At 69.9% G+C, this 26,433-nt stretch carries 25 protein-coding genes and 1 tRNA gene; 13 read left to right on the forward strand and 13 right to left on the reverse strand.

Annotation, left to right across the window (positions count from 1 at the left end; genetic code table 11):
* Positions 1–92 precede the first annotated feature (92 nt).
* A complete protein-coding gene (locus ACWDRB_RS51320) occupies positions 93–650 on the reverse strand; it encodes a TetR/AcrR family transcriptional regulator (RefSeq protein ID WP_350732453.1) in 558 nt (185 codons plus the stop codon).
* A 97-nt stretch (positions 651–747) separates the two neighbouring features.
* Between ACWDRB_RS51320 and ACWDRB_RS51325 the strand changes: the two genes are divergently transcribed.
* From ACWDRB_RS51325 to ACWDRB_RS51350, 6 genes are read left to right on the forward strand one after another with little or no spacing between them, the layout of a single operon-like run.
* Positions 748–2,556 carry an MDR family MFS transporter gene (locus ACWDRB_RS51325; RefSeq protein ID WP_449907540.1) on the forward strand — a complete coding sequence of 603 codons (1,809 nt, stop codon included), beginning with the start codon at positions 748–750 and terminating at the stop codon, positions 2,554–2,556.
* A complete protein-coding gene (locus tag ACWDRB_RS51330) occupies positions 2,553–2,966 on the forward strand; it encodes a hypothetical protein (protein WP_449907542.1) in 414 nt (137 codons plus the stop codon). The genes ACWDRB_RS51325 and ACWDRB_RS51330 overlap by 4 nt, the downstream gene beginning before the upstream one ends.
* Positions 2,963–3,199 (forward strand): hypothetical protein, encoded by a 237-nt coding sequence (locus ACWDRB_RS51335; protein WP_449907544.1) that lies wholly within the window; start codon positions 2,963–2,965, stop codon positions 3,197–3,199. The genes ACWDRB_RS51330 and ACWDRB_RS51335 overlap by 4 nt, the downstream gene beginning before the upstream one ends.
* 13 nt (positions 3,200–3,212) lie before the next feature.
* A complete protein-coding gene (locus tag ACWDRB_RS51340; protein WP_355203098.1) occupies positions 3,213–3,689 on the forward strand; it encodes a universal stress protein in 477 nt (158 codons plus the stop codon).
* Positions 3,690–3,718: 29 nt separating this feature from the next.
* On the forward strand, positions 3,719–4,459 hold the full coding sequence (locus ACWDRB_RS51345; RefSeq protein WP_449907546.1) for a M15 family metallopeptidase: 741 nt from the start codon (positions 3,719–3,721) through the stop codon (positions 4,457–4,459).
* Between the two features lie 11 nt (positions 4,460–4,470).
* Positions 4,471–5,316 (forward strand): NUDIX domain-containing protein, encoded by an 846-nt coding sequence (locus ACWDRB_RS51350; RefSeq protein WP_449907548.1) that lies wholly within the window; start codon positions 4,471–4,473, stop codon positions 5,314–5,316.
* Positions 5,317–5,349: 33 nt separating this feature from the next.
* Here the strand turns inward: ACWDRB_RS51350 and ACWDRB_RS51355 are convergent, their stop codons facing one another.
* On the reverse strand, positions 5,350–5,676 hold the full coding sequence (locus ACWDRB_RS51355) for an STAS domain-containing protein (RefSeq protein WP_449907549.1): 327 nt from the start codon (positions 5,674–5,676) through the stop codon (positions 5,350–5,352).
* A 51-nt stretch (positions 5,677–5,727) separates the two neighbouring features.
* Between ACWDRB_RS51355 and ACWDRB_RS51360 the strand changes: the two genes are divergently transcribed.
* Positions 5,728–5,814: transfer RNA gene (locus ACWDRB_RS51360), tRNA-Ser, on the forward strand.
* 10 nt (positions 5,815–5,824) lie between these two features.
* On the opposite strand, the gene ACWDRB_RS51365 is transcribed toward ACWDRB_RS51360, so the two are convergent.
* Entirely contained in the window at positions 5,825–7,960 is a 2,136-nt protein-coding gene (locus ACWDRB_RS51365; RefSeq protein WP_449907551.1) for a nucleotide-binding protein, read from the reverse strand.
* Positions 7,961–8,074: 114 nt separating this feature from the next.
* Between ACWDRB_RS51365 and ACWDRB_RS51370 the strand changes: the two genes are divergently transcribed.
* Together ACWDRB_RS51370 and ACWDRB_RS51375 are read left to right on the forward strand one after the other, a co-directional pair.
* Entirely contained in the window at positions 8,075–9,031 is a 957-nt protein-coding gene (locus ACWDRB_RS51370) for an NAD(P)H-quinone oxidoreductase (RefSeq protein ID WP_449907553.1), read from the forward strand.
* A gap of 5 nt (positions 9,032–9,036) precedes the next feature.
* Entirely contained in the window at positions 9,037–9,552 is a 516-nt protein-coding gene (locus ACWDRB_RS51375; RefSeq protein WP_192789222.1) for a bacterial proteasome activator family protein, read from the forward strand.
* A gap of 33 nt (positions 9,553–9,585) precedes the next feature.
* Here ACWDRB_RS51375 and ACWDRB_RS51380 read toward each other — a convergent pair whose 3' ends face one another.
* A complete protein-coding gene (locus tag ACWDRB_RS51380; protein ID WP_350732433.1) occupies positions 9,586–10,383 on the reverse strand; it encodes an HAD family hydrolase in 798 nt (265 codons plus the stop codon).
* Between the two features lie 223 nt (positions 10,384–10,606).
* Between ACWDRB_RS51380 and ACWDRB_RS51385 the strand changes: the two genes are divergently transcribed.
* The gene (locus tag ACWDRB_RS51385; RefSeq protein WP_093173019.1) at positions 10,607–10,810 is read left to right on the forward strand and encodes a cold-shock protein; all 204 of its coding nucleotides are present in this window, start codon (positions 10,607–10,609) and stop codon (positions 10,808–10,810) included.
* 155 nt (positions 10,811–10,965) lie between these two features.
* Complete coding sequence (locus ACWDRB_RS51390; protein ID WP_449907556.1) at positions 10,966–12,297, forward strand: hypothetical protein; 1,332 nt, start codon at positions 10,966–10,968, stop codon at positions 12,295–12,297.
* Here the strand turns inward: ACWDRB_RS51390 and serS are convergent.
* The 4 genes from serS to ACWDRB_RS51410 form a co-directional block, all read right to left on the reverse strand.
* Positions 12,261–13,523, reverse strand: coding sequence for a serine--tRNA ligase (gene serS / locus ACWDRB_RS51395; protein ID WP_449907557.1), 1,263 nt, complete (start codon positions 13,521–13,523; stop codon positions 12,261–12,263). The two genes, ACWDRB_RS51390 and serS, sit on opposite strands and share 37 nt — an antisense overlap.
* A 122-nt stretch (positions 13,524–13,645) precedes the next feature.
* Positions 13,646–14,566: a prephenate dehydratase gene (gene pheA, locus ACWDRB_RS51400; protein WP_350732429.1), complete on the reverse strand. Its 921-nt coding sequence runs from the start codon at positions 14,564–14,566 to the stop codon at positions 13,646–13,648.
* 107 nt (positions 14,567–14,673) lie between these two features.
* Positions 14,674–15,093 (reverse strand): DUF4446 family protein, encoded by a 420-nt coding sequence (locus ACWDRB_RS51405; protein ID WP_449907559.1) that lies wholly within the window; start codon positions 15,091–15,093, stop codon positions 14,674–14,676.
* Positions 15,094–15,115: 22 nt separating this feature from the next.
* Positions 15,116–16,306: a glycosyltransferase 87 family protein gene (locus ACWDRB_RS51410; RefSeq protein ID WP_449907561.1), complete on the reverse strand. Its 1,191-nt coding sequence runs from the start codon at positions 16,304–16,306 to the stop codon at positions 15,116–15,118.
* Positions 16,307–16,795: 489 nt separating this feature from the next.
* Here ACWDRB_RS51410 and ACWDRB_RS51415 point away from each other — a divergent pair, with 489 nt between their 5' ends.
* Positions 16,796–19,141 (forward strand): hypothetical protein, encoded by a 2,346-nt coding sequence (locus tag ACWDRB_RS51415; RefSeq protein ID WP_449907563.1) that lies wholly within the window; start codon positions 16,796–16,798, stop codon positions 19,139–19,141.
* Positions 19,142–19,730: 589 nt separating this feature from the next.
* Here ACWDRB_RS51415 and mptB read toward each other — a convergent pair.
* From mptB to ACWDRB_RS51430, 3 genes are all read right to left on the reverse strand, one after another.
* Positions 19,731–21,839, reverse strand: a complete 2,109-nt coding sequence (gene mptB, locus ACWDRB_RS51420; protein ID WP_449907565.1) for a polyprenol phosphomannose-dependent alpha 1,6 mannosyltransferase MptB — start codon at positions 21,837–21,839, stop codon at positions 19,731–19,733.
* A gap of 156 nt (positions 21,840–21,995) precedes the next feature.
* Entirely contained in the window at positions 21,996–22,727 is a 732-nt protein-coding gene (locus ACWDRB_RS51425; RefSeq protein ID WP_449907567.1) for a glycosyltransferase family 2 protein, read from the reverse strand.
* Between the two features lie 679 nt (positions 22,728–23,406).
* Positions 23,407–23,754, reverse strand: a complete 348-nt coding sequence (locus ACWDRB_RS51430; RefSeq protein ID WP_185069723.1) for an STAS domain-containing protein — start codon at positions 23,752–23,754, stop codon at positions 23,407–23,409.
* Between the two features lie 187 nt (positions 23,755–23,941).
* On the opposite strand from ACWDRB_RS51430, the gene ACWDRB_RS51435 reads away from it, so the two are divergent.
* The gene (locus ACWDRB_RS51435) at positions 23,942–24,352 is read left to right on the forward strand and encodes a hypothetical protein (RefSeq protein WP_449907569.1); all 411 of its coding nucleotides are present in this window, start codon (positions 23,942–23,944) and stop codon (positions 24,350–24,352) included.
* Positions 24,353–24,564: 212 nt separating this feature from the next.
* On the opposite strand, the gene ACWDRB_RS51440 is transcribed toward ACWDRB_RS51435, so the two are convergent.
* Positions 24,565–25,668 carry a sensor histidine kinase gene (locus tag ACWDRB_RS51440; protein WP_449907571.1) on the reverse strand — a complete coding sequence of 368 codons (1,104 nt, stop codon included), beginning with the start codon at positions 25,666–25,668 and terminating at the stop codon, positions 24,565–24,567.
* On the reverse strand, positions 25,668–26,366 hold the full coding sequence (locus ACWDRB_RS51445) for a response regulator transcription factor (protein ID WP_357751989.1): 699 nt from the start codon (positions 26,364–26,366) through the stop codon (positions 25,668–25,670). Before ACWDRB_RS51445 ends, ACWDRB_RS51440 begins: the two co-directional genes overlap by 1 nt.
* Positions 26,367–26,433 lie beyond the last annotated feature (67 nt).

Raw genomic sequence — 26,433 nt, forward strand, 5'->3', positions numbered from 1 at the left:
GATCGTAGGTAACCGTCAGTGCCCGCTCAAAGACATCCGATCGCTGCCATCCACGTCTTCCCAGGCCAGACCCTTGACAGGGGGTGAAACTTTCAGCGCAGACAGGCCTCGAAGACCGCGGTCAGGCGGTCGACGTCGGCCGGGCTGGGCGCCTCGGGGCCGAGGCGGCGGCGCATGGCGCCGATGCCGAGGAAGACCGCCGTGGCCATGCGGGCCCTGGCGTGGGCGTCCGGGCCGCCCAGTTGCTCCTCGAGCGGGTCGAGCAGCGCCGTGATCAGGCGCTCGCGGGCCACGGCCTGGATATCCGGATCGCCGGCGGAGCGTTCGAGGGTGCGCAGGATCGGGCTCTCCGGCGGGTGCTCCATGCGCTCGGCCGCATATTCCGCCAGGCGGCGCGGCAGGCTCCCGCGGTCGCCGCCGAACAGGTCTCTTATGGTCGGCTCCCCGTCCAGGACCGCGCCGAAGAGGCCGGCCTTGGAGCCGAAGTAGCGGCCGACCAGGGCGATGTTGGCGTCCGCGGCAGCGGCGATCATGCGAACGGTCACGCGTTCGTACCCCTGCTCGCCGAAGAGCGTGCGGGCCGCACGAAGGATCCGCTCGCGAGTGGCCTCGCGGTCGCGGGGCCTGGCCTCAGACAGCTGAGCATCCACACCCCGAACTCTACTGAACGCACCCCCACTTGCCGCGCGGCTAGTAAACGGGCGTATACTCAAGTTCGCAAAACTGTAGTAAGGGGATGATGAAGCCTTGGTGGCGCATGCTCAGGCCGCAGCCCCCGCGAGGCGGCAGTACACCCACCGCGAAATCCTCGAGGTCATGTCCGGGCTGATGCTCGCCATGCTCACGTCGATGATCTCGACCTCGGTGGTGGGCACGGCGCTGCCGACGATCGTGGGTGAGCTGGGCGGTCAGGACCAGTACTCATGGGTCGCCTCCGCGACCATGCTGACCATGACGGTGTCCACGCCGTTGTGGGGCAAGCTGTCCGACGTGTTCGGGCGCAAGTTGCTCTTCCAGACCGCGCTCGGGCTGTTCGTCGCGGCCTCGCTGGTGGCCGGTCTGTCGCAGAACATGGGGCAGCTCATCGCGGCACGGGCCGTACAGGGCCTTGGTGTGGGTGGTCTGTCGGCACTCGCGCAGGTGATCCTGGGCGACATCGTGTCCCCCCGCGAGCGTGGCCGCTACTCCGGCTACATGGGGGCGGTCTTCGGGATCTCCACGGTCGCGGGGCCGCTGCTCGGCGGGTTCCTGGTGGACACCGACTGGCTCGGCTGGCGCTGGTGCTTCTACGTCGTGGTGCCGTTCGCCCTGGTGTCCTTCATCGTGATCCAGAAGGTGCTGAAGCTGCCGAAGATCAAGCGGAGCACCTCGATCGACATCTGGGGCGCGACGACGATCACGGCCAGCGCGAGCGCGCTCATGCTGCTGCTGACGCTGGGCGGCGTCGAGTTCGAGTGGAACTCGGTCTGGACGTACCTCCTGGCGGCGCTCAGCCTGCTGATGCTGGCCCTGGCGGTGCTGTCGGAGCGGACCGCGCGCAACCCGATCCTGCCGCCGCGGCTGTTCCGCAACCGTACGTTCGTGCTCACCGGCCTCGCCTCGCTGTTCGTCGGCATGGCGATGTTCGGCGCGATGATCTACCTGCCGCAGTACCTGCAGATCGTCAAGGGCCTCAGCCCGACCGAGTCCGGCCTGATGACGCTGCCCATGGTGGTGGCGCTGTTCCTGGCCGGCGTGATCTCCGGGAAGATCGTCACCCAGACCGGCCGGTGGAAGATCTTCCCGGTCGTGGGCCTGCTGGTCGTGGCGGTCGGGCTGTTCCTGCTGTCCCGGCTGCACGTGGACTCCAGCGAATGGCTCATCGGCTTCGACGTGGCGGTGCTGGGCACCGGGCTCGGCCTGTCCATGCAGATGCTCATCCTGGCCGCCCAGAACGGCTCCGAACTGCGTGACATGGCCTCCACCACGTCCGGCGTGTCGTTCTTCCGCTCGCTGGGCGGCGCCGTCGGCGTGGCGGCCTTCGGCGCGATCCTGACGAACCGCCTGAAGGACGAGATAGCCGACATGCTCAGGGCCGCGCACATCGCGCTGCCCGGCGGCTCGAACGTCAAGCTCGGCAGCCCGAGCGCCATCCAGCAGCTGCCCACGCCGATCAAGAACATCGTGCTGGAGGCGTTCACCAGGGGCCTGGAGACGGTGTTCATGGTGGGCGTGCCCATCGCGCTGCTCGGGTTCGTGGCGACGATCTTCCTCAAGGAGCTGCCGCTGCGCGGCTCCTCGACGCCGGCCGCCCCGGCGCCGACGCCGCTGAGCAAGGACGACCTGGTCCTGGCCGGGCTGCTGCTCGAGCTGATCGCCCAGCGCGTCGAGCGGGCCAACGGCCAACCGTCCGCCCTGCTCACCGCGGTCGCCAGGATGGCGCCACCGGACGACCGCCCGGAACGCGAGCGGGCCCGGTCCGTCGCCAAGAACGTGCTGCGGCCGACCTCGCGAGCCCTCATCGCGCAGGCCGCACCCCCGCAGAAAGACCTCGTATCAGGAGGAATCTCACAGTGATTCGCAAGTTCGTGGGCGCCGTCGCGGCCGCCCTGGCCGTCCTGGCCGGGCTGTGGCTGATGATCGCCCCCTTCGCCCTGGGCTCCCAGCCGGAGGACGCCGACTGGACGAACACCACCCAGTCGGAGTTCTTCACCGGCCTCGGCGTGGCCGTCGTGGGGCTCATCGGCGTGATCTGCTTCGTGCTGGCCATCCACGAGGAGCTCGTCGTACGGGGCCTCGTGGCCGTCCGGCAGCGGCAGCCCGAGCCGGAGCCGGAGCCCGTGCCGGTCGCGCCCCAGGCGTCGTCCGCCGAGCTGGCGGGCCTGCTGGCCCCCCTCGTCGAGGCGCTGCGCGAGGACATGAACAACTCGGGTGAGCACCGCCGTAACGGCAAGGCTTCCCTGGTCGGAGCGGAGGACAACCGATGAAGGCCAAGCTGGGCGTCTCCGCCCTCGTCCTGCTGTTCCTCGGTGGCCTGTGGCTGGTCGCCGCGCCGTTCGCGGTCGGCTACCAGGGCAGGGGCGCGGCCTACGTCGACGCGACGGTCAACGATCTGTGGCTCGGGGGTTCGATCGCCGCGGTCGCGTTCGTGGCCCTGGTGATCTACGCAGCCGACGCCCTGCGCGAGCTGGCCCTCCGCGGCAAGCACGCCGACTCATAACGCGAGACGTGCCGTGTTCGGCGGTGACACAGACCCCGGACGGGAGCCACTGACCGGCAGGCTCCCGGCCGGGCAGTTCGAGATCGGCAAGGACGGTGCCGGCCTGCTCGTGGTGGGCTTCGACGGATCGGGCCCGAGCCGCAACGCGCTCGCGTACGCGGCCGGGCTCGCCCGGCGGGACAACGCCGCGCTGCTCATCGCCTTCGTGGAATCCCTCAACAGCGCCGCGCTGTGGTTCTTCGCCGGGTCGCCGATCATTCCCGACGCGGCGGCCGACCTGACCGAGGATCTGCGGGACGAGCTGAGAGGCGCGGGCGTTCCGTGGCAGTTCGTCAGCATGCGCGGTGACGCGGCGCGCGAGCTGGAGACGCTGGCCAGCTCATATATGGCCGACGCCATCGTGGTGGGGCGCTCGCGTTCCTCCTGGCACGGCTCGGTGGCGGTCGGGCTGGCGAAACGGGCTCGCCGTACTGTGCTGATAGTGCCCTGAGCTGGCGGGATGTCGCATATGGTGGCGAGATGAAACGTGCTGCCGCCATGGCGTTCGTGGTGCTCGCGTCCGTTTCGTGCGGGACGAGCAAGCCTGCCGCCACCGGTTCCGTCCCTCAGGAGACCGCTCCCGCTTTCGAGAGCCTCGACTCGCCCACGCCCTCGCCGTCGCCCACCACGGGCGCGCCCGGCTCGACCGCCCCGCCGGCCTTCAGCGCCAAGATCTCGCGGCTCTCCCGCGAGCAGCTCCCGTACTCGTGGCGGCCCGGCTGCCCGGTCCACTATCGCGACCTGCGGCTGGTCACGATGACGTTCTGGGGCTTCGACGACAAGCCGCACACCGGCCAGCTGGTGGTGAACAAGGCGGTCACCGACGACATCGTGACGGTCTTCAAGAAGCTGTACGGCTGGCGCTGGCCGATCGAGCGGATGAAGCTGGTGGACGCGTACAAGGGTGACGACTTCGACTCGATCGAGGCCAACAACACCTCGGCCTTCAATTGCCGCCAAGCGACCGGGTCCACTCATTGGTCCAAGCACGCCTACGGGCAAGCGATAGACGTCAATCCCATCCAGAACCCATATGTCACCGCAAGTGGTAGCACAGCGCACCAAGCATCCAAAAAGTTCACAAAACGCCCCATGAAGGGAAAGGGCGTAATAAATCCCGGCGACAAGGTAGTTAAGGCCTTTGACCAGGTTGGTTGGGAGTGGGGCGGCTACTGGTCAGGAGCCAAGGACCTGCAGCATTTCAGCAAGGGCGGAGGCTGAGAGAATCCCCCATGGCGGCTAAGGACGGCGACGGCTGGATCGAATGCTCCCAAGGCCACAGGCACTGGGGGCTGCACGGCGCCTCGGGGCTGCTCGTCGTCCACCATGACGAGCTCGGCACGCCGTACGTGCTCATGCAGAAACGCTCCTGGTGGAGCCACCACGGCGGTACCTGGGGACTGCCGGGCGGGGCCCGCGACAGCCACGAGGACGCCGTCGCCTCCGCGCTGCGGGAGGCCCGCGAGGAGGCGGCGCTGGCCGGCGACGGGCCGCGGGTGCAGGGCGTCTACCGCGACGATCACGGCGGGTGGGCGTTCGAGACGGTGATCGCCGCGTCGTCCGAGCTGCTGGCCGCCGCACCCGCCAACGCGGAGAGCAGCGAGATGCGCTGGCTCCCGCTGCCGAAGGTGACCGACCGGAAGCTGCATCCCGGCTTCGCCGCCACCTGGGACGAGATCCAGGGGGAGATCAGGCCGGAGACCCTCGTGCTCGACGTGGCCAACATCGTGGGCGCGCGGGCCGAGCACGGCTGGTGGCGCGACCGGCTCGGCGCGGCGAACCGGCTGCTGGAGGCCGTGTCGCGGCTCAGACTGACGCATCCGGTGCTGGCGCAGTGGTATCCGCGCGTCGTGGCGGTCGTGGAGGGCGCCGCCAGGAGCGCGCCGGAGCTGCCGGGGGTTCAGGTGGTCGCGGCCACCGGGAGCGGCGACGACGCGATCGTCGACGTGGTGCGCCTGGCCAAGCCGTGGGAACGGGTGCTCGTCGTCACCGCGGACCGGGGGCTGAAGGAACGCGTGCACGAGCTGGGCGCCGAGACCGTGGGCCCGAAGTGGCTGCTCTCGCAGCTGGCCGACTGACCTGCCCTCAGGTCCTCAGCGACTGACCTGCTCTCAGCGTTCCACGGCGAGCACGGCGTCGAAGGCGGCCTTCAGGCCCGTCACGTCGAGCACGCGCTGAAGCACGCCGTGGACTCCGACCAGGCGTAAAGTGCCGGCTTGGGCGGTAACCCGGCGCTGGTGCTCCACGAGCACCCACAGGCCGCTGGAGTCGCAGAACTCCAGCGCCTTCGCGTCGATGTCGACCCGCACGAGCCCTTCGGCGAGGAGCTTGCCCAGACACTCCTTGAGCTGCGGCGCGGTGAGCTTGTCCAGATCTCCGTCGAGGCGGACGAGCGCTGCCGATCGGCCGCGCTCCACCTCGACGTTGAGATCCGCCACCTCCTGAACGTACACCCCTGTCACCGCAGCCGCTATCGTGGTTTCCGCACAGGAGGGTTCGCATAGTGGACGAGTGCAGCCGCCTTGAAAGCGGCCAGGTCAGCGATGGCCTCGTGGGTTCGAATCCCACACCCTCCGCTCACTCCCCTCATTCGCGGATGCCCGCGAACCCGTCGCCCACGCAGGCGGCGAGCTGCAGGTAGGCGTCCCTGGTCGGCTCCTGCAGCCGGTCGAGGTCGATCTCCGCGCCCTCCTCCAGATGCGGGTCGTACGGCACCCGGACCACCGCGCGGCATCTGGCGGCGAAGTGGGCCTCCAGCTTCTTGATGTCCACCGCCGACTTCGAGCGCGGCCGCACGCTGCACAGCACCACGGTCGCGTTCTTCACCAGGTCGCCGTAGTGGTGGGCCTCCAGCCAGTCGAGCGTCGCGGAGGCCGCCCTGGCGCCGTCCACGGACGGGGAGCTGACCAGCACGATCTGGTCGGCCAGCCCGAGCACGCCGCCCATCGCGGAATGGAGCAGGCCGGTGCCGCAGTCGGTGATGCAGATCGAGTAGAAGTTCTCCAGCACCTGGGAGACGGCCTGGTAGTCGGCGCCGCTGAACGCCTCGGACACCGACGGGTCGCGGTCGGAGGCGAGCACCTCCAGCCGTGAGGGCGCCTGCGACGTGAACGCCCTGATGTCCACGTAGCGCTTGACCTGGTCACGCTCGTTGAGCAGGTCACGCACGGTGGCCGAGGTCTCCAGGACGAGCTTGTCGGACAGGGTGCCGCGGTCGGGGTTGGCGTCCACGGCGATGACCCGGTCGCCGCGGACCTGGGCCAGGGTGGCGCCGAGACCGACCGTGGTCGTGGTCTTGCCCACGCCGCCCTTCAGGCTCAACACGGCCACGCGGTGGTGGCCGGCGGTGACCGGGGTGCGGGCCCTGCTCACCAGCTGGCGGCGACGACGGACCTCCGGGGGTTCGCCCGGCTTGATCCAGCCTCCCGACGCCTTGTAGATCAGGCGGCGCCAGCCCTTGGAGGGGGCGTTACGCCGTCCGCGTAGCAGGGACTCCGGGTCGAGGCTGTCGGCGGTCGGCCGGCCGGTGATCGGCGGCCTGGGCGATGCGGTGAACACGGGGATCGGGGCAGGGCGGCGCCGCCGCTCCGCGGGCGGAGGGATCTCGCGCTCCGCGGGACGCCACTCGTGCTGCTCGGTCCACTGCGTGGGCTCCTCCTGCTGAGCAGGCTCCGACCAGGAGGGCCGCTCCTGCGGGGCCGGCTCGGACCGTTCCTGCTGGGCCGGCTCGGACCACGAGGACCGTTCCTGCTGGGCCGGCTCGGACCACGAGGACCGTTCCTGCGGAGTCGGCTCCGACCACGAAGGCCGCTCCTCACGCCGCTCCTCAGGCTCCGCGGGCTCGGCCTTCGGCCACGACGGCTCCGCGTCCTTCGGCCATGACAGCTCGGCGTCCGTCGACCACGACGGCTCCGCGTTCTTCACCCACGGCGGCTCCGTGTGCTCGCCCTTGGGCCACGACGGCTCCGCGGGTTCGTCCTTCGGCCACGCGGGCTCGGCGCGCTCGTCCGCCGCCCGCTCCTGGGGCTCGGCTTCCTGCGTGGCGGCCGGCTCCGCCCACTTGGGCGGCTGGATCGTCGGGAGGGTGTCGAACGGCTCCGACCACTGCGGGCGCTCGGTCTTCGGAGAGGTTTCCTCGGAGACGGACTCGTCGTCCTTCTCCGCGGCAGGCTCGGCTTCCGCTCGGGCGCTCTCCTTCTCCGGCTCCTCGCGGGGCGGCTCAGGCGCCCGAGCCCACTCGGGCACGGACGACCAGGACGTGTCCTGTGTCTCCTGATCCGATGGCTCCGGCGGCCCCGACGGCTCGGGCGGGGTGAACGACAGCGCGTACGTGTCGGTGTCGTCGGGCCGCGGCAGCGGCTTCAACGGAGCGTGGAACGGATCCTCTTCGCGCGGGGCGCTCGGTGGGGCGGCCGGGGGCTCCTTCGTGGCCGCGCTGGCCGTGCCGAGCCACTCCGCGGCCTCCATCTCACCGTCGGGCAGGTCCTCGGCCGCCGCGGCGCCGTACACGGAGTCGACGGCCGCGCGGAACAGCGGCGGCGTCGGCGTGTCGGGCTGCGTGGGGACCATCCGCCACGGGTCCTGGGGGTACGGCGAGGCGACCGACTCGTCGGCAGCCGCGGTCGATGCGCTCACAGAGACGGGGGCCTCCTCCGTCTCCTTGATCGCGTCGAGCCACGCCAGCTGCTCCTCGAGCGATTCCTCTCGATCGTGTCTTGCCACCGTGTTCCCCCTCGGGTGGGTCTAAAGGGGCAGCAAATACCTTGCAGATTAACGCCATGGGCAACCACACAGCTCGGCAACCCACAACTTCTTTGCCCGGCTACCGTAGTTCGCATGCGAGCCATTGAGATCGCCGAGCCGGGCGGACCAGAGGTACTTCAGTGGCGTGAGGTGCCGGATCCCCGGGTCGAGCGGGGAGAGGTCCTCATCGACGTGACCGCTTCGGCGGTCAATCGGGCCGATGTCCTGCAGCGGCAGGGGTTCTACGCACCTCCGCCCGGTGCGTCGCCGTACCCGGGGCTGGAGGTCTCCGGCGTGGTGGCCGAGGTCGGCGCGGACGTCGAGCAGTTCAAGCCTGGTGACCAGGTGTGCGCGCTGCTCGCGGGCGGCGGTTACGCTGAGCGCGTAGCCGTTCCGTGGGAGCAGGTCATGCCGGTGCCGGACGGCGTGCCACCGGTGGAGGCCGCCGGGCTGCCGGAGGTGGCGTGCACGGTGTGGTCCAACGTCTTCATGGTCGGGCGGCTGCGCAGGGGCGAGACGCTGCTGGTGCACGGCGGGGCCAGCGGGATCGGCACGTTCGCCGTGCAGCTCGCCAAGGCGCTCGGCTCGCAGGTCGTCGCGACGGTCGGCTCGGCGGCCAAGGGCGAGCGGGTCAGGGAGCTGGGCGCGGACGAGGTCATCAACTACCGCGAGGAAGACTTCGCCGACAAAGTACGCGCGGACGTCATCCTCGACATCATGGGCGCCAAATACCTTGCCGGAAACGTCCGGGCGCTCCGCACCGGCGGTCGGCTGGTGATCATCGGGCTGCAGGGCGGCCTCAAGGGCGAGATCGACCTGGGGGCCCTGCTCGCCAAGCGCGCCTCCGTGCACGCGACCGCGCTCCGCTCGCGTCCGGTGGACGAGAAGGGGGCAATCGTCCGTAGTGTTGTGGACAACGTCTGGCCCCTGGTCAGCGCCGGGGCCGTGCGTCCTGTGGTGCACGCGAAACTACCGATGTCCGAGGCCGCCGAAGCCCACCGATTGTTGGATTCGGGGGAGCACGTCGGCAAGATCCTGCTAGTACGGTGAGTGTTATGAATGCTGAGGACAACAACACCCCTCACATCGTGGTGGTGGGCCCTGACTTCCAAGGTCAGGGCGATAGTGGCGAAGAGGATCGATCGGTCACCAACCTGGTCGAGCAGCCCGCCAAGGTGATGCGCATCGGCAGCATGATCCGGCAGCTCCTCGACGAGGTCCGGGCCGCGCCCCTCGACGAGGCCAGCCGCAAGCGGCTGAAGGACATCCACGCGTCCTCGATCAAGGAGCTCGAGGACGGCCTGGCTCCTGAGCTGGTCGACGAGTTGGAGCGGCTGTCCCTTCCGTTCACGGAGGAGAACGGCGCGCCGCCGAGCGAGGCGGAGCTGCGCATCGCGCACGCCCAGTTGGTCGGCTGGCTCGAAGGGTTGTTCCACGGCATCCAGACCACGCTGTTCGCGCAGCAGATGGCCGCGCGTGCCCAGCTGGAGCAGATGCGCAGGGCGCTGCCCGGCGTGCCGCAGGGGGACGACCAGCACCGCCCGCCCGGCGGCTCCGGCCCCTACCTGTAACGGGCGCGAGCGCCTGCTCCGGGCAGCCGCCGGCTATCCGTAGAGCCGCTCGATCACCTGAGCGACGCCGTCGTCGTCGTTGGCCGCGGTCACGTGGTCGACGGCCGCGAGCACGTCCGGATGTGCGTTCGCGACCGCGTACGACGTGCCTGCCCAGCCCAGCATGGGCAGGTCGTTCGGCATGTCACCGAACGCGATCACCTCCGAGGGCTTGATCTCGTGCTGCCCGGCCAGCGCCGCCAGGGCCGTGGCCTTCGTCACACCCTGGGCGCTCATCTCGATCAGGCCCCTGCGGCTGGAGTGGGTCGCGGTCACCAGATGCCCCACCAACCCCTCCACGGTGGCCTGCAGCTCGTCCGCGTCCATTCCGGGGTGCAGGGCCAGCAGCTTGGCGCACGGACGTGCCGTTACCGAGTCGACGCGTGCCGTTAGGGCCCCCCTGTCCAGGCCACCCAGGAGGAATTCTGACTCATGCGCAAAACCCGCTTCATACTCGACCGAAAATACGAGATCGGACACGTTCGCTCTTAGCTGATCCACGACTTCCTCAAGTACATCGACCGTGATCAGGTGAGATTCCACTATCTGTTCGGTATGGAGGTCGTAGATCAGTGCCCCGTTCGCACAGATTGCGAGCCCACGGTGACGTACGGCACCCGCGACCCCGCCCATCCACCGGGGCGGACGCCCCGTCACGAACACGAGCACAGCACCGGATTCCTCGACTTTGCCGAAGGCTGCCACTGTGCGGGGAGACACGGTTCCGTCAGTACGCAACGCGGTGCCATCGAGGTCGGTGGCCACAAGACGGGGCGCGGGAAGGCTCTGCATAACAGGTTCCAGTTTGCCGGGTGATGCCGCCTGACAGAAATCTTCGTTGGTACGGGAACACCAACGCGCCAGAATGGTGTTAGATGTGATGGCGTTGTATTAGCTGATCCCGTAGTGAAAACCAGCATGACTTTGTCTGAGCCACCCCGGGTGCTTGCTGTACGACACACCGGGACCCACGAGGTGTGGGTCCCATAGATTCACATCCTGAGGGAGAGCTTTTATGGCTCAGGGAACCGTCAAGTGGTTCAACGCCGAGAAGGGCTTCGGCTTCATCGCCCCGGACGGCGGTGCGCCGGACGTGTTCGTGCACTTCTCCGAGATTCAAGGCAGTGGCTACCGCAGCCTTGAAGACGGTCAGCGGGTCGAGTTCGAGATCACGCAGGGCCAGAAGGGGCCGCAGGCCTCCCAGGTCCGCGCCATCTGACCTTGTAGCGGCGAGACAGGCCGGGGTTCGCTTCCAGCGGGCCTCGGTCTTTTGCTTGTTCCGGGTTGGTCACGGCCGCGAACCTTCTGGGCTTCGCGGCCATCCACCCCTACATGAGGTACGCCTGGTTATGTCACCCCGTGACCGTTGCCGGGGTGTTCGTGCTCTTTATCAACGACCACCTGCTCAAGCAGGCCTGGCCCGGGCCGCTCACGGGCAAGCTCAGCGACGTGGCGGGGCTGGTCGTCGCCCCCGCGCTGGTGGCCCTGCTCTTCTGGCGGCGGGCCGATCTGGCGGCCACCGTGCTGACCGGGGTGCTCTTCACGCTCGTGAAAACCACGGAGACGGGCGCTGAGCTGGCTTCCCATGCCTGGACCCTTGTGGCGGGCCCATCGCGCGTCCTGGCCGATCCCACGGACCTCCTCGCCCTGCCCGCGCTCGCCCTGGCCTGGTGGGTACGCCGCCGCAGCCTGGAGTCGTACTCCGCGCGCTGGCGCGTGATCGTCACGATGCCGCTGGCCGTACTGGCGGTGACGGCCACATCAGCCGCACCCGTGCCCCGCGCCAGCTCTGTCAATGTGGACGGGGACTCGATCGTCGTCCACGTGCGGGACGGCCTCACCCAGATCTCCGACGACGGCGGGGTCACCTGGGAGGAGTACGGCGGTGCGCGGGAGAGCAGGCCGCTGCAGAGCGCCGCCTGCGTGCCCCGGCAGCCGACCCGGTGCTACCGGGTGGTGCCCGACCGGGTGGCCGTCGAGCAGTCCGACGACGGCGGCAAGACCTGGGGTCCCTCATGGGCGCTCACCGCGGACGACCGCGAGCGGCTCGCCCGGCGGTACCCGTCCTGGGCCGGCCGGCACTCGATGGCGCTGGCCGTGCAGGCCCGTCCGGGCGGGCACGTCGTGGTCGTCGCGAACGGCCTGGACGGGATCCTGGTCCGCGACGTGTCCGGCGAGTGGCGACACGTCGGCTTGCCCGGCTCGCCGGAACCCACCGCGGTCGACCTGTCGCCGGAGCGCAACGTGGCGATCTTCCTGGCGGTGTGCATGCTGTTCGGCGGCGCCGCAGCGGGGCTGCAGCGCTACCAGCGCGCGTACATCGGATTCGCCGCGGCTGCCAGCCTCGGTCTCTTCACCGCGCTCAGCAGCCCCGATCCGTTCTTCGCCGGCGAGTACGCGGCGGGCCTGATCCTGTTCGGCATGCTCGCGACCCTGGTGGGCGCGGTGGTGTGTCTCGCGCTGGCCGGGGCCGGCCGCGCCCGGCCCACTCCCGCGGCCGTAGGGGTGCTGGCGGCCCCGCTCGTCTACCTGACCGTCTACACGCCCTTCTACGGCTGGTCGGAGGGCACCCCGGGCCCGTACTGGGTCGCCGTCGCCCTGGCCGTGCTGCTGACCGGCCTGGTCGCGCTCGCGGGCGCCGTCCTCATCAGGAACGACGCCCGCCGCGCTTACTTGGACGGCTCCAGCACGTCGAGGCCCACGTAGGGCCGCAGCGCCTCGGGAACCACCACGGAGCCGTCGGCCTGCTGGTGGTTCTCCAGGATGGCCACGATCCACCGGGTCGTGGCCAGCGTGCCGTTGAGCGTGGCCAGGTGCCGCGGCTTGCCGTCCTTGTCGCGGTAGCGGACGGCGAGCCGGCGGGCCTGGAACTCCGTGCAGTTGGAGGTCGAGGTCAGCTCGCGGTAGCGGCCCTGGGTCGGGATCCACGCCTCGCAGTCGAACTTGCGGGCCGCCGACATGCCGAGGTCCCCCGCCGCCGTGTCGATGATCCGGTACGGAACCTCGATCTTGGCCATCATCTCCTTCTCCCAGGCGAGCAGGCGAAGGTGCTCCTCGTGGGCGTCCTCAGGGCGCACGTACGAGAACATCTCGACCTTGTCGAACTGGTGGACGCGGATGATGCCCCTGGTGTCCTTGCCGTACGACCCGGCCTCGCGGCGGAAGCACGACGACCAGCCCGCGTAGCGCAGCGGCAGGTCGCCGCCGTCGAGGATCTCCTGGGCGTGGTAGCCGGCCAGCGCGACCTCCGAGGTGCCGACCAGGTAGAGGTCGTCCTCGGGGAGGCGGTAGATCTCCTTGTCGTGGGCCACGTGGAAGCCGGTGCCCTGCATGGTCTCCGGCTTGACGAGCACCGGCGTGATCATCGGGGTGAACCCGGCCTCGATGGCCTGCTGCATGGCCATGTTGAGCAGGCCGAGCTGCAGGCGGGCGCCGACGCCCTTGAGGAAGAAGAACCGCGAGCCGGACACCTTGGCGCCCCGCTCCATGTCGATGGCGCCGAGCGCCTCGCCGAGCTCCAGATGGTCCTTGGGCTCGAAGTCGAACTGGCGCGGCTCGCCATGGGTCTCGAGGACCACGTAGTCGTCCTCGCCGCCCTCAGGCGCGCCCTCCTCGACGATGTTGGGCACCGCCTGGACGAGCTCGTCGAGCTCGCCCGTCAGCTTCTCCGCCCCGGCCTCGGCGGCCTTGACCTGGCTCGCGAGGTCCTTGGCCCGCTGGAGCAGCGCTGCCTTCTCCTCGCCCTGCGCCTTGGAGACCGACTTGCCCATGCTCTTCTGCTCGGCGCGCAGAGACTCGAACGAGGTCAGCGCGGATCGGCGGCGCTCGTCCAGGTCGAGCAGCGTGTCGACGACGGAGTCGTCCTCACCGCGGGCACGCTGCGACGCCCGTAGCCGGTCGGGATCCTCACGAAGGGTACGCAGGTCAATCACAAGCCAAAGGCTACCGGCGCGCGGCAGCAGCCCGCCCCCGTATTACCGCGTACACGCGGACTCGATCGGTCGTCGCCTCAGACCTGACCCGCGCGTACACGCCGACTCGGCCCGCCGTGGCCTCAGACCTGACCCGCGCGGACCCGGGCGAGCCAGCCGCCCGCCTCGGCGAACTCGGGATCCGACGTGCCGCGCTTGATCTGCGGCGCGATGCCGTCGGCGCGCGGGTAGCTGCCGAGGAAACGCACCTCGCCGCAGATGCGGTGGAGCCCGGCGAGGGCCTCCCCGACCCGGGCGTCGGCCACGTGCCCCTCGAAGTCGAAGTGGAAGAAGTAGCGCCCGATGCCGTCACCGGTCGGCCGCGACTCGATGCGCGTCAGGTTGACCCCGCGTACGGAGAACTCCGTCAGCATCTCCAGCAGCGCGCCCGGGTGGTCGTCGGCGAGGAAGACGACCAGCGTGGTGCGGTCGGAGCCGGTCGGCTCGGGCAGCTGACCGGGCCGGGCCACCCGCACGAACCTGGTCACGGTGTCGGACCTGTCGCCGATGTCCGTGGCCAGCTCCACCAGCCCGTAGTGCTCGCCGGCGATGCGGGCGGCGATGGCGGCGTCGTACGGCGAGCCGGGCAGCGAGACCTCCTGGGCCGCCGCCGCGGTCGACGGCGCGGCCACCACGACGGCGTCGGGCAGCTCGCGCGCGATGAAGGCGCGGCACTGGGTGATGGCCGCGGGATGCGTGTAGACCCGCTTGATGTGGGGGATCTCGGTGCCGGGCCGGGCCAGCAGCGAGAACTGCACCGGCAGCAGCAGCTCGGCCGTGATCAGCAACGGCTCGCCCCACGCGAACTCGTCGAGCGTCGTGGTGATCGCACCCTCGATGGAGTTCTCCAGCGGCACGACGGCGCCGTCGGCCTCGCCGCTGCGGGCGGCGTTGAGCGCGGCTGGCACGTTGGCGCAGGGCAGGCGCTCGGCCGTGGGGTCGAGGAGCCGCAGGGCCTCTTCGGTGAAGGTGCCCTCCGGTCCGAGATAGGCGAGTCTGGGCATGCATCCAGAGTATCCGCAGGTGAGCGCGCCGCGCCCCTCTTTCACCCAGGGAACTGCCCGCCTACAGCGGCCCCGACTGAGCCCACCAGCACGATGTCGTCCTCGGCCTACAGCGGGCCCGACGCCCGGGACAGGATCATCGGCCCGAGCCCCAGCCTGGCCGCCCGCACCGCCTCCTCCTCTTCGGGCGACAGCGGCTCCCGCCCTTTCCCGCCGACCACGGGCCGCACGTACGTACGGGTCTCGCTGCGCCCGTTGATCGAGGTCAGCACGATGCCGTCACCCAGCCCGTTGATCATCGCCACCGAGAACGACAGCCGCCCGGTCATCTCGGAGAGCGCGTCGTACCGGCAGACGGCCACATCCCTGATGGCCCTGAGATCGCCCATGCCCTCGCTGGTCTGCCGGGCGAGCATCCGCTGGCAGTCCTCCACCGCCGCTCTGGCCTGCCGGAGCGACAGATACCCGACGAACACGCCGCTGACCCCGGCGACGACGCCCACGATGACCCATGTGGTAACGAGCACGGCACAGAGGGTAATGGCTCGGTCATGCGATCTGACGCCGTTTCGGCAACCAGGACACCAACAACCACACGAGGACCAGCGCGCCCAGCCCGAACCCGTTCTGGACGATCTTCCCCAGCACCAGGCTGACCCCCGGAATGTCGGCCGCCTTCAGCGAGACGCCCCACCAGGGGATCGGCAGCACGTAATAGAGCCACACGCCCGCCGCCACCCGCAGCCTGACCGGATCGCGCCCGTCGCCCACGATCGCGCCGAGCACCACGACCACCCACGCGAGGTGGTGGATCCAGGCGACGGGCGAGAGCAGCACGGCCATGAGCCCGACTAGGGCGACCGCGGTGAGCTGGTCATTCGCCCGGTACGCCGCCCGCGCGCCGCGGAACCCGTACCACCCGACCACGGCCACGATCACCAGCCAGATCGCGGCCGTCGCCGTCTCGGGCAGGTAGAGCCGGATCAGCATGCCGCGGATCGACTGGTTGGTGGTGCCCGCGGGCGAGCCGAGGCGGTCGGGGTTGAGCAGCGCCCAGAACCAGAACTGCGACGCGTCCCGCGGGATCACCGCGAACGGCAGCAGCGTGAGCACCGCCGTCGTGAACGCCGCCATGAAGAACGTCCGCCACTGCCGCGTGACCAGCAGGTAGATCAGGAAGACGCCCGGCGTGAGCTTCACGGCCGTGGCCAGCCCGATCAGGAACCCCCGCGGCCACCAGGGCCGCTTGACCACGCAGTCGGCCAGGCACAACGCGACCAGCAGAATGTCCACCTGCCCGAACCGCACCTGGTCCCTGATCGGCATCAGGTACGTGCAGGCCACCATGAGCAGCGCGAACACCCAGGGCACGTACTTCGTGAGCGCCTGCCTGAACGACAGCCACACGGTCACGGCCAGCGCCGCGAATATCCCGGCCGTCCAGACCCACTGGGCCGTCCCCCACGACATCTCGGCCAGCGCCACCGCCAGCATCGCCGCGACGGGCGGATACGTGAACGGCAACAGCTGCGGGGCGGGTGTGACATAGTCGTACACCGGCCGGCCCTCGAGCAGCATCTGGCCCCCGGTACGGTAAACGTCCAGGTCGACCAGCCGCTGGTCATCCGGATTGGTGAGCCACACGACCACCAGGGGCGCCACGGCCGCCGCGACCACGAGCACCACGACCGCCCACGCCCACCACTGCCGCCGTACCACTCGCACCTCGCCACTTGTCACGATGTGGCACGTTACCGTGGCTGTTGTTGATCGAGGGCAAACAATGGGGGTCCGTACATGCCACACGCCACGCCCAATTGGGACGGCGCCGACCCCACCCCTGCCCCAAGCACCACCGGACTGACGCCCACGCGCTCAGCCGATGGCACCGCCCCCCAGCCCGGATCAGAACACCCCACCGCGGCACCACATCAGACCCCGGCCACCCACGCCGCTACCAGGCCCACGCCCGCGCACGCCTCCGCCAGGTCGGTGCTCCAGCCCGCCTCCAAGGCAAGAGCACCCAAGCGCGCCCATGCGAGCAGGCGCACTCTCGGCACCCTCGTCCTCACCCTCGGCCTGGCCACCGCAACCTGCCTCTCGCTGGCCCCATTTCCGGCCGCCGCCGCGACATCCCCCGGCACGTCCGCAAACCCATCCACCACCGCGGCACGGCAGCACCAGCAGTCCGCCCAAGGGCTCGATCAAGCCCACGTAGCCCTCATCGGCGTGCCTGGCCTCGAATGGAGCGACCTCAACCCATCCCGGACGCCCCACCTGTGGTCCCTCCTCAGCCAGGGCGCCTCCGCCTCTCTCTCCACACGAGCCGTACCACCCCCGGACCGCGGCATCACCTGCCCCACAGCGGGCTGGCTGACCATCTCAGCAGGCCAGCGAGCCGGTACGGCAGGCAAGGGCTGCCTCCAACCCCCCACCCCCCAGCTCACCGGGGAAGCGGCCAAGATCCCGGACTGGCCCGCCCTGAGCGCGTACCAGTCCGAAACCGGGTTCGACGCCCAACTCGGCACGCTGGGCCAGCTGGTGACGGACAACGGAGGCAAGGTCGCCGCCATCGGCCCAGGCGCTGCACTGGCCGGAGCCGACAAGTCCGGAAATATCGCCAAATACGCCCCCACCCTTGGCGCCGCCGGCGACCTGACCCCGTACAACCTGATCATCATGGAAGCCGCCGACCTGGCAACCGCCTGGACCGCGCAGCCATTGGACGAGTACGGCGTCCCCACCCCGCTGCCGGCCGCGGCCCGCCAGGCGGCCGCGACCAAGGCGGACCAGCAGATCGGCGCCCTGATCGCCAAACTGCCCCCCAACACCACCACCCTCGTGGCCGGCATCTCGGACGTGTCCCCCATCGCCCACCTCCACGTGGCGATCGCCAAGGGCCCTTCGCCGAACGGCCGACCATACGACCACGGCTACCTCACGGCCACCTCCACCCGCCAGGACGCCCTGGTCACCATCACCGACCTCACCGCCACCGCCATCCAACTCCTGGGCCTCCCCGCCCCACGCCAAGTGGTCGGCCGCCCCTGGCAACCCAACGGCCCGACCGCCGCCACACCGGCCGAAACGGTGGCGGAACTGGCGGACGGGGACCTGGCGAGCCAGGTGCTCCGGGAAGTACGCGGCCCGTTCTTCGCCGTCCTCGTGACGGTCCAGCTCCTCTTCTACGCCTTCGCCGCCCTGGCCCTGCGCCGCCGCCGAGACACCACTTCCCCCACCCCTCCCCGCACCAGGCCCCCCTCCACCAACCTCCCACCCACCGAAGCCCTATCCACCAGCCCCCCACTTACCGAACCCTCGCCCAGCGCCTCCTCAATCACCGATCCCTCAGCCACCGAACCTCCATCCGCGGAATCCCCAGCCGCCGCCGAACACCCATCCACGTCACCCTCCGCCACCAACCTCCCGCCCACCGGGCCCTCGTACGTGGAACACCCATCCAGCGAGCCCTCGCCCATCAAGCCCTCGCCCACTACGCAGGAAGGCACCTCAGCCCCCGGCACCCCAGGCAGCGATTTCGCGAGCAGCTCCAAGCTCCTCAAATCCGTCCAGATCGTCGCGGTGATCAGCGGAGCCATCCCCGTCTCCACATTCCTGGCCCAACTGGTGCCCTGGTGGACCCTGCCCGTACCGATGCTGTCGGTGATCGTGACGATCGTGGCCATCGCCGGACTGATCATCGCCCTGGCCTTCGCCGGTCCGTGGCGGGCGCACGTGCTGGGCCCGCTCACCGTGGTCGCCGCCGTCACCTCCCTCGCGCTCCTCATCGACGTCATGACCGGCTCCAAGCTCCAGGTGAACGCGGTAACCGGCTACGAGCCCGTGACCGGAGGCCGCTTCTACGGCTTCAGCAACATCGCCTTCGCCGTCTACGCCACAGGCACCATCCTCGGACTCGCAGGCGTAGCGCAGTGGTTGCTCGGCAGAGGCGTGTCCAGGGTCGTGGTCGTTGCAGCCTGCGCCCTGTACGGGGGACTTGCGGTCTTCGCGGATGGATGGCCTTCGTGGGGAGCTGACTTCGGCGGTGTACCGGCGTTCGTGATCGGCTTGGCGGTCTTCCTCATTCTGCTTTCCGGCAAACGCGTATCGCTGTTGAGACTCCTGCTCGTCGGCCTCGTGGGGGCCGCGTTCGTGGGCGCCCTCTCGGTGTTCGACTGGCTGCGCCCCGACTCCCAGCGCACCCACCTGGGCAACTTCGTCCAGCAGGTCATCGACGGCCAGGCGTGGACCGTCGTCGGGCGCAAGTTCAGCGCCATGATCGGCGTAACCGTCGGGAACTGGTCACTGACCCTCCTCTCCCTGGTCGCGCTGGCCTTCTTGTTCCTGATACTCGACCGGCCCTCGCGATGGGGCGCCTCCGCCCTCGGCCAGGCCTACCGCGTGGCCCCCACCCTCCGAGCCGGCCTGTTCGGCGCCCTCACGTGCGCCTTCGTCGGCTTCCTCATGAACGACTCCGGCATCGCCATCCCCGCCATGGCCCTGACGGTGGCCGTTCCGCTGACCCTGGCCGCCTGCGTCCGCGCCCTCCAGCTCACCACCGTTCCTATGGAGTGAGCATGAGTGGCACACGCTCAGCCGAACGCTCCGAACGGTGCTGAGCGTTCTGGTCGCCCGCATACGCACCGCGCCCAGGCAGCACAAATCGCGTACGTGGCCCGGGCTCCGTGGCCCGGGCTCCGTGGCCCGGGCTCCGTGATCCGGGCTCCGTGATCCGGGCTCCGTGATCCGGGCTCCGTGATCCGGGGCCCGGGCTCCATGGCCCGGGCTCCATGGCCCGTGGTCCGGGGCCCGTGGTCCGGGGCCCGTGGTCCGGGGCCCGTGGTCCGGGATGCGGCGTCCGGGATGCGGCGCCCGGGATGCGGGGTCGGGTCCCTCACTCCCGCAGGTGTCCGGTCCGGTCTGGACGGCCCGATGCCCCTGCCCATCGCTGCCGGTGAGCAGGGGGCGGTGGCGTCCGACGCCGGACCGGGTGCCCCTGGGCCCGTCTGCCGATCACCACGGCGGCCACCAGCACCAGCGCCAGCCTTACGGTCCGCCCACCCAACACACGCCAGCAACGAGTGTCAGCCGGTAGGCAACGGCGTCCAGCAGACGCCAACCACCAGCACCCAAGCCCCACCCGGCCGACGGCAACGATCAGCGCTCACCCTGCGACGCGCCGCGTCCGAGCCGACGCCGATGGGAGGCGTTCACGTCTGGCAGCTCGCCACGCCCAAAGGGCCAATGCCACCGTCAGGGCCAGCAGCACCCACGCGAGTTGAGGCCGGACCACCTCCCTGAGCCAATCGAGATCCTCTGGCTGCCCGTTCACTCTGGCCGGGAGGTATGCCAACGACAGGACCAGCAGGTGGGCGACCACGAACCTGTCCACCGTGGAGGCTGCCACCAGCGCCAGCAATCCGAGGGCCAGTCCGTCGTACCAGGGCAGGATGTACGGCGTGGCGAATACGTAGGCGACCATCAGCCCGGCCGCCACGACCGGTGCTTCAAGCCCGCCGTTGCCGTGCGGCGCTGTCCAGCGGTTCGACCAGCGACCTGCGCCGTTACTCGTCCCACTCCCTGGGTCGTTACTTGTCCCAGCTCCTGGGTCGGTACTCGGTCCACTTCCTGGGTCGGTACTCGGTCCACTTCCTGCGTCGTTACTCGGTCCGCTCCATGGGGCGTCACTCACCCGGCTCGTCGGGTGGTGGCTCACTCCGCTCGAGGTGGCATTGCCTGGTCCACCTGCCGGTGGGTGGGTCACTGCACTCGATGTGGCGCTGCTTGGCTCGCTGGCTGCCCGGTAGCTCGTTGTGGAGGTCGTGTGGTGGCCAGGTCCGTTCGATGGGAGGGGGGTTGCCTCGTTGCTCGGGGTGGGTGTTGGGGGGAGGCCGGGTTGGCGGGAGCGGGAGGCCAGGCGGAGCAGGGACCAGGCGAGGAGGGCGAGCACCAGGAGTGAGCCGATCTGGATCTCTCCTCGGTAGGCGCTGCCTGTGCCCACGATGGACTGGAGCCAGCCCTGGACGAGCTTCCAGAACGAGGCGTGGGAGATCGACTTGCTGGTGCGCGTCATCGGGGCGATCGCTTCCGGGCCGACGATCGCGTACCCGATGAGCACTACCGCGAGTGCGCAGGCCGCCATGAGGGCCAGGCGGGCGGGGCGGCGTCGTAGCTCCCAGGCGGGGCCGAGGGCTACGAGGCCGGCATTTACCTTGATCGCCACTCCCAGCCCGAGCAGGGCCCCGGATCCTGTGGGGCGGCTTCTGGCCAGGAGGGCGGCGACCATACAGGCGATGGCGAGGGTGTCCACGTGCATTCCTGCTACCAGTTGGTAGAGCAGGAGGGGGTTGGCCGTCCACAGGAGTGCGGCGCGCAGGCGTCTGGTCGGGTCGTCTCTGGTGAAACGGTCGATGAGCAGGCCCGTCGCTATGAACGCGGCGGCGTTGAACAGGGCCAGCACGAATATCGTCAGGCGGAGGGAGTCGCCGCCGATCCAGCTCGCCACCGCTTGTGCGGCTGTGGCCACCGGGCCGTACACGCTCGGCTCTTCGCGCCAGGGTTCCTCGACCGCGTCCGCGATGGGGTCGCCCGGCAGGTCCACCGCGCCATGGGTGTACGGGCTGAGGCCCAGTGTCACCATGCGGCCGTAGGCGGCGTAGTTGAGGTGGTCGCCGGAGCCGGATGGCGGTAGGAACGCCAGGATTGCGGCGGCTGCGCAGCCGATCAGGACGAGGAGGCGGGCGTTCGGCAGCCTCCAAAGCTTGCCCAACAGTGCCCCACGCGGTGCATTTGTCCCCGTCGCGTCGGTCCCGAGCCCGGCTGCTCCCGGCGCAGGGGGTTGCGGCACGTCGGTCCCCGTCATGTCGGTCCGAGGACCGGCTGCTCCCGGCGCAGGTGGCTGCGGCTCATCGGGTTGCGTCGGAGTTTGCTGTGGGGAGGTGGTGTGGTCCGGGCTGGTGGCTGTGGCTGGGGTGTCGGAGGTGGCTGTGGGTGGGTGGAGGAGCTTTGGGGGGCGGGTCAGGGTGAGGGCGGTCAGAAGGCCGAGGCCGCCCAGGGTGATCGCGGCGGCGGCGAAGGCGATCACCAGGTAAGGGTTGGGGTGGACGTCGAGAGAGTACGGCGGCTGCCAGCTGGGGCCGGTCAGCGCGGGCACCATCGGGGATGGGCCGAGGAGGCCTATGGTGATCGTCAGCAGGATCGAGGCGCCGATCGCCGCCGTGGCCAGCCCTGCGAGCCGGCCCCGTGCCTTTTCGTGCCGCTTCTCCGAAGTCACCGGCAAATTCCAGCACACTCGCGAGGGGGCTTCGGCCGGACGGGACCTTCCTGTGGATAACTGGGATCAGGCTGTGGGTCCCTGTGGAGGGGAAGGCCGCCGCCCTGGCCCGAGGAGGGAAAACGGCTTTGTGGTCGTCCCCAGGTGTGGAGATGGTCAGCGATTGGGGCGGACTTTGTTGAGGTTTTGGGCGATTAGCGGCTCTCGCGTGGCTAGCGCAAGGGCCACGTCCCGGAGTTGGATCGCTCGATGGAGCTGGGCTCGCCAGTCCGTCCCCGTGGCACGGTGGGCCATGTCGACCTCGACCTCCACGATCCGGTACCCCTTGTGGAGCAGGTCGATCGTCAGCGCCGTCTCCACCCCGAACCCGCGCGCCAGCGGACGGGCCGCCTCGAAAGCGGCTCTGGTGAGGCAGCGCTGGCCGTTGAGCGGCTGGGCGGGTTCGAAGCCGGTGGCGCGGCGGATGCCTTCCTTCGACAGGCGTACGACCAGGCCGTGGCCGCCCAGCTTCACCCTGGTCGTGAAGACCGCGATGGTCATGTCGGCCTTGCCCGCGCGTACGGGCTCGATGAGGGGTGCGGCGGCGTGAGCCGTCTCGCCCAGGTCTGCGTCGAGGAAGAGCAGGTGGCGGGGGGTGGCATCCTCGTCGAGGAGACGGACGGCCTCTGCGCCGGTCTCCATCGCGGCGGCCTTGCCCCTGTTGCGGCTGTGGCGCACCACCCTGGCGCCGGCCGCGCGGGCCACCCTGCCGGTCTGGTCCCGCGAGCCGTCGTCCACGACCACGACCAGATCCACGCCTGGCAGGGCAGCGGCAGCCGTGACGGTGGCCGCGATGCGGTCGGCTTCGTTGGCGGCCGGGATGATGACCGCTGTGTCGCCGCTGCTCACCGAGCGCCACCTCCGCACACGACGCTTCCGTTTCTCCTCAGCCGAGCGCCGGGGCCGGGAACGACGTCCGGGCCGTAGCCGGCGACTCGACCCGGGCCGTGACTCGCGACCCGACTCGGGCCGTTATTGCCACCGTAGCCGACGTTCCAGCCACGGTCGGTACGGCAGCGGCAGCACGGCACGTTGTGAGGCGGTTGCAACGTGCCGCGCATGGTGGCATTCACCGCCACCGTCGCCGTCACCATCTCGTGCAGGGCGGCTGTTTGCGAGGCCGCGTGCAGGGCCTCGTGCCGGAGCACATGCACGACCTCAGGCAGGGCCTCACGCAGAGGCGGGAGCGCTGCCACGCTTGTCGTCCCATGCGCAGGCTGAGGCACTGCTGTCCTGCATGTCCCGTGTGCGGGCCGGGGCGCTGCTGTCACGCAGGACATCCCGGCAGGTCGCGGTGCTAATGTCCCGCGCGACGGCGACGCGCCCGCCGGATGCGCTGCTGAGGTCCTGCGCGGCATGTCCCCAGGTCGCATTGCCCGAGTCCTACGCAACACGTTCTCAGAGCGCGCCGCAGGTGCCCGGTGTGCTGCATGCGCGAGCAGCGGCGCCGCTGTCCAGCGCGCCGCCCCTGCGGCCAGGGTCGAGGCGACCCCGCCCTGTACGTCCTCGGATCCGAGCACGGATCCCGTCATGAGCCCTCGGTTATGAGGAACTCCTGCGGCACCTCGTCGTACACGGTGAACACCGAGTCGAGCCCGGTGACCTGCAGGATCTTGCGGACCGCAGGACGTGGGGCGGCCACGTCGAGCGCCCCTCCCTGCTCCTTCATCCGCTTGAGCGCAGACAGCAGGACGTTCATCCCCGTGGAGTCGCAGAAATCCACGGCGGACATGTCGATGACCACTCGGCTGGGCCCTTCCTGCAGCAGCCGAGTGAACTCGGACTGCAGGTGAGGCGCCGTATAGAGGTCGATTTCCCCGGTGATGGCAACCAGTGCGCACCCGGCATGTGATCGAGTCGAGACCTTGAGCTCCACATGGGCAGGCTAGCGGCGCGAAGGCTTCCGGTCACGTTGTCACGCCGATAGGGCAACCACAGGTTTTTGTCCTCCGTTTGGGCTCCATGGAAACGGAGAGTACGCGAAGCTTGACAGCGTGACACCGGACACGGCACGACTTCACGGCGAAGGAGGGGCTGGGGCACGACAGACGGGTCCCGCGACGATGAAAGCAGAAAAACCTGAAGACCCTCAGCGTCAAGGGCTCCGAGAGCGCCTGGAGAACATCCTCATCCGCACGGAGAAGGCCACCTCATGGCATGACGAAGCAGAGCGCCTCCGCAGCCTGGTCAACCGCGAAGGCTACGTCCCCATCCGCACCCGGCTCGCGATCGAGGACCTTGACTTCCTGGGCGGTGCCCGGGCTGATCTGCTCAGGTTCTTGGAGCTCGGGCTGAGGTTGCTCGAGCTTCACCAGCCGAGGGACGCGGGAGGCATCACCAGCGACGCCGCCCATCCGATCCTGCGATGCCGGAGCTGCATGTGGCGCTGGCCCTGCCCGACATTTCGAGCGATGTCGGAGTCGTTCGGCGCCCCGAGGGATCCGGCCGAGCCGGAGCTCCCGGAGAGCGTCTGAGGGCCGCACCAGGAGGCCGATACCAGACGCGCCCCAGCGCCCGACGCCAGGAGGCTGGCGTCAGGAGCATGGCGTCAGGAGCATGGTGGCAGCGGCCCGGTGGCAGCGGCCCGGTGGCAGCGGCCCGGTGGCAGCGGCCCGGTGGCAGGGGCGCACGAGCCGCCGTACAGCAGGAGGCTGCCGAGGAGCCCGGTCAGGAACGAGCGGGCCGGTCAGCCGGCGACCAGGGGGAGCCGGATCTCGAACCGGCACCCCGGCCCGTCATTGACCACCCCGATCACCCCGTCGTGCGCCTCCACGATCCCTTGCGCGATGGCGAGCCCCAGCCCCGCCCCGCCGTCGGCCGTAGGGGTACGAGCGGCCTCCCCCCGGAAGGCGACCTCGAACACCCGGGGCAGGTCCTCCTCAGGAATCCCCCCGCAACAGTCCGCAACCGACAGACAAGCCATCCCCTCCTCATCCACCCCGGCCCGCAGCACCACGGTCCGGTCCGATGGCGTGTGCCGGATGGCGTTGATCACGAGGTTCCGCAGGGCCCGCCCCAACGCCCCCGCGTCGGCCTCCACCGGCAGGGACGCCGACGCCTCGGCCGTCAGGACCACCCCCTTGGCCCTGGCCAGCGGCTCGGCCCCGGCGACGGTGTCGGCCACGAGGTCGGCCAGGCCGATGCGCGAACGCGACAGCCGCAGCGCCCCCGCGTGGATCCGCGACAGCTCGAACAGGTCGTCCACCATCCCCGAGAGCCGTTCCACCTCCAGTTTGATCTGGGCGTGGTAGCGCGCGACCGTGAGCGGGTCGGACACCACCCCGTCCTCCAGCGCCTCGACCATGGCCCGCATCCCGGCCAGCGGCGTACGGAGATCGTGGCTCACCCACGCGACGAGTTCCCGCCGCGCCCCTTCGAGGGCCCGTTCCCGCGCGTACGCCTCCTCCAGGGTGTTCGCGATGGTCTGGAGCTCGGCCGGCAGCCCCCGGGGCGCGGTGAACGGCACGTCGCGTACGGCATCCACCAGCCGCCGGCTCTCCGCGACCACCCGCCTGGCCAGCACGAACGCCACCCCGAGCCCCACCAGCCCACCCACGGCCACCACGCTCAGCACGAAGTCCTTGACGGGACCCTCGATGATCATCTTCATGATGATCGCCACGACCCCGACCAGCGTGGCCGCCACGGCGACCACCACGACCACGGCCATCATCACCCCGATGGACCTGGTGCGCAGCCGCCACATCACCCCGATGCCCAGCAGCGCGACCACGAGCCCGAGCCCGGCCGCCACCGCCACGACCATGGGCAGGTCACCGGGCTGCGGCATCAGGAACCGCCCTCCATCGGCTCATACCGGTATCCGACCCCCCACACCGTGACGATCCTCCGCGGCTCGGTCGGATCCGGCTCGATCTTCTCCCGCAGCCGCCTGACATGCACGGTCACGGTGGAGGAGTCGCCGAACGACCACCCCCACACCTGGTTCAGCAGCGCGGAGCGGCTGAAGGCCTGCCGCGGGTTGCGCATGAGGTGCGCCAGCAGATCGAACTCCCGCGCCGTCAACATCACCTCGTCCCCCCGCAGCCGAACCTCGTGCGCCCCCACGTCCACCACCAGATCCCCGTCGCGCAGCACCCCGGTGCCGCCGGTGACGGACGCACCCCGCGCCCGCCGCAGCACCGACTGCACGCGCAGGGCGAGCTCCCGCGGGCTGAACGGCTTGGTCACATAGTCGTCGGCCCCCGTCTCCAGCCCGACCACCCGGTCGATCTCCTCGCCGAGCGCGGTCAGCATGATCACCGGTACGGGCCAGCGCTCCCTGAGCTTCCTGCACACCTGCAGCCCGTCGAGCTTGGGCAGCATCAGGTCGAGCACCATGAGGTCGGGCGGATGGGCCAGCGCCCTGCGCAGCGCCTCCACCCCGTCGCCGACGCATTCGACCTCGTGACCGTCGCGCTCCAGATAGCGCGCGACGACCTCGGAAACGGTCGGATCATCATCGACCACCAGGATGCGCGTGTTCACGACTTCACGGTACGGCCGGGGAACACGTAAGTGTCAGGTACGTCATTGCTTCGTAAGCCTCGCGGAT

Source organism: Nonomuraea sp. NPDC003707, assembly GCF_053587055.1.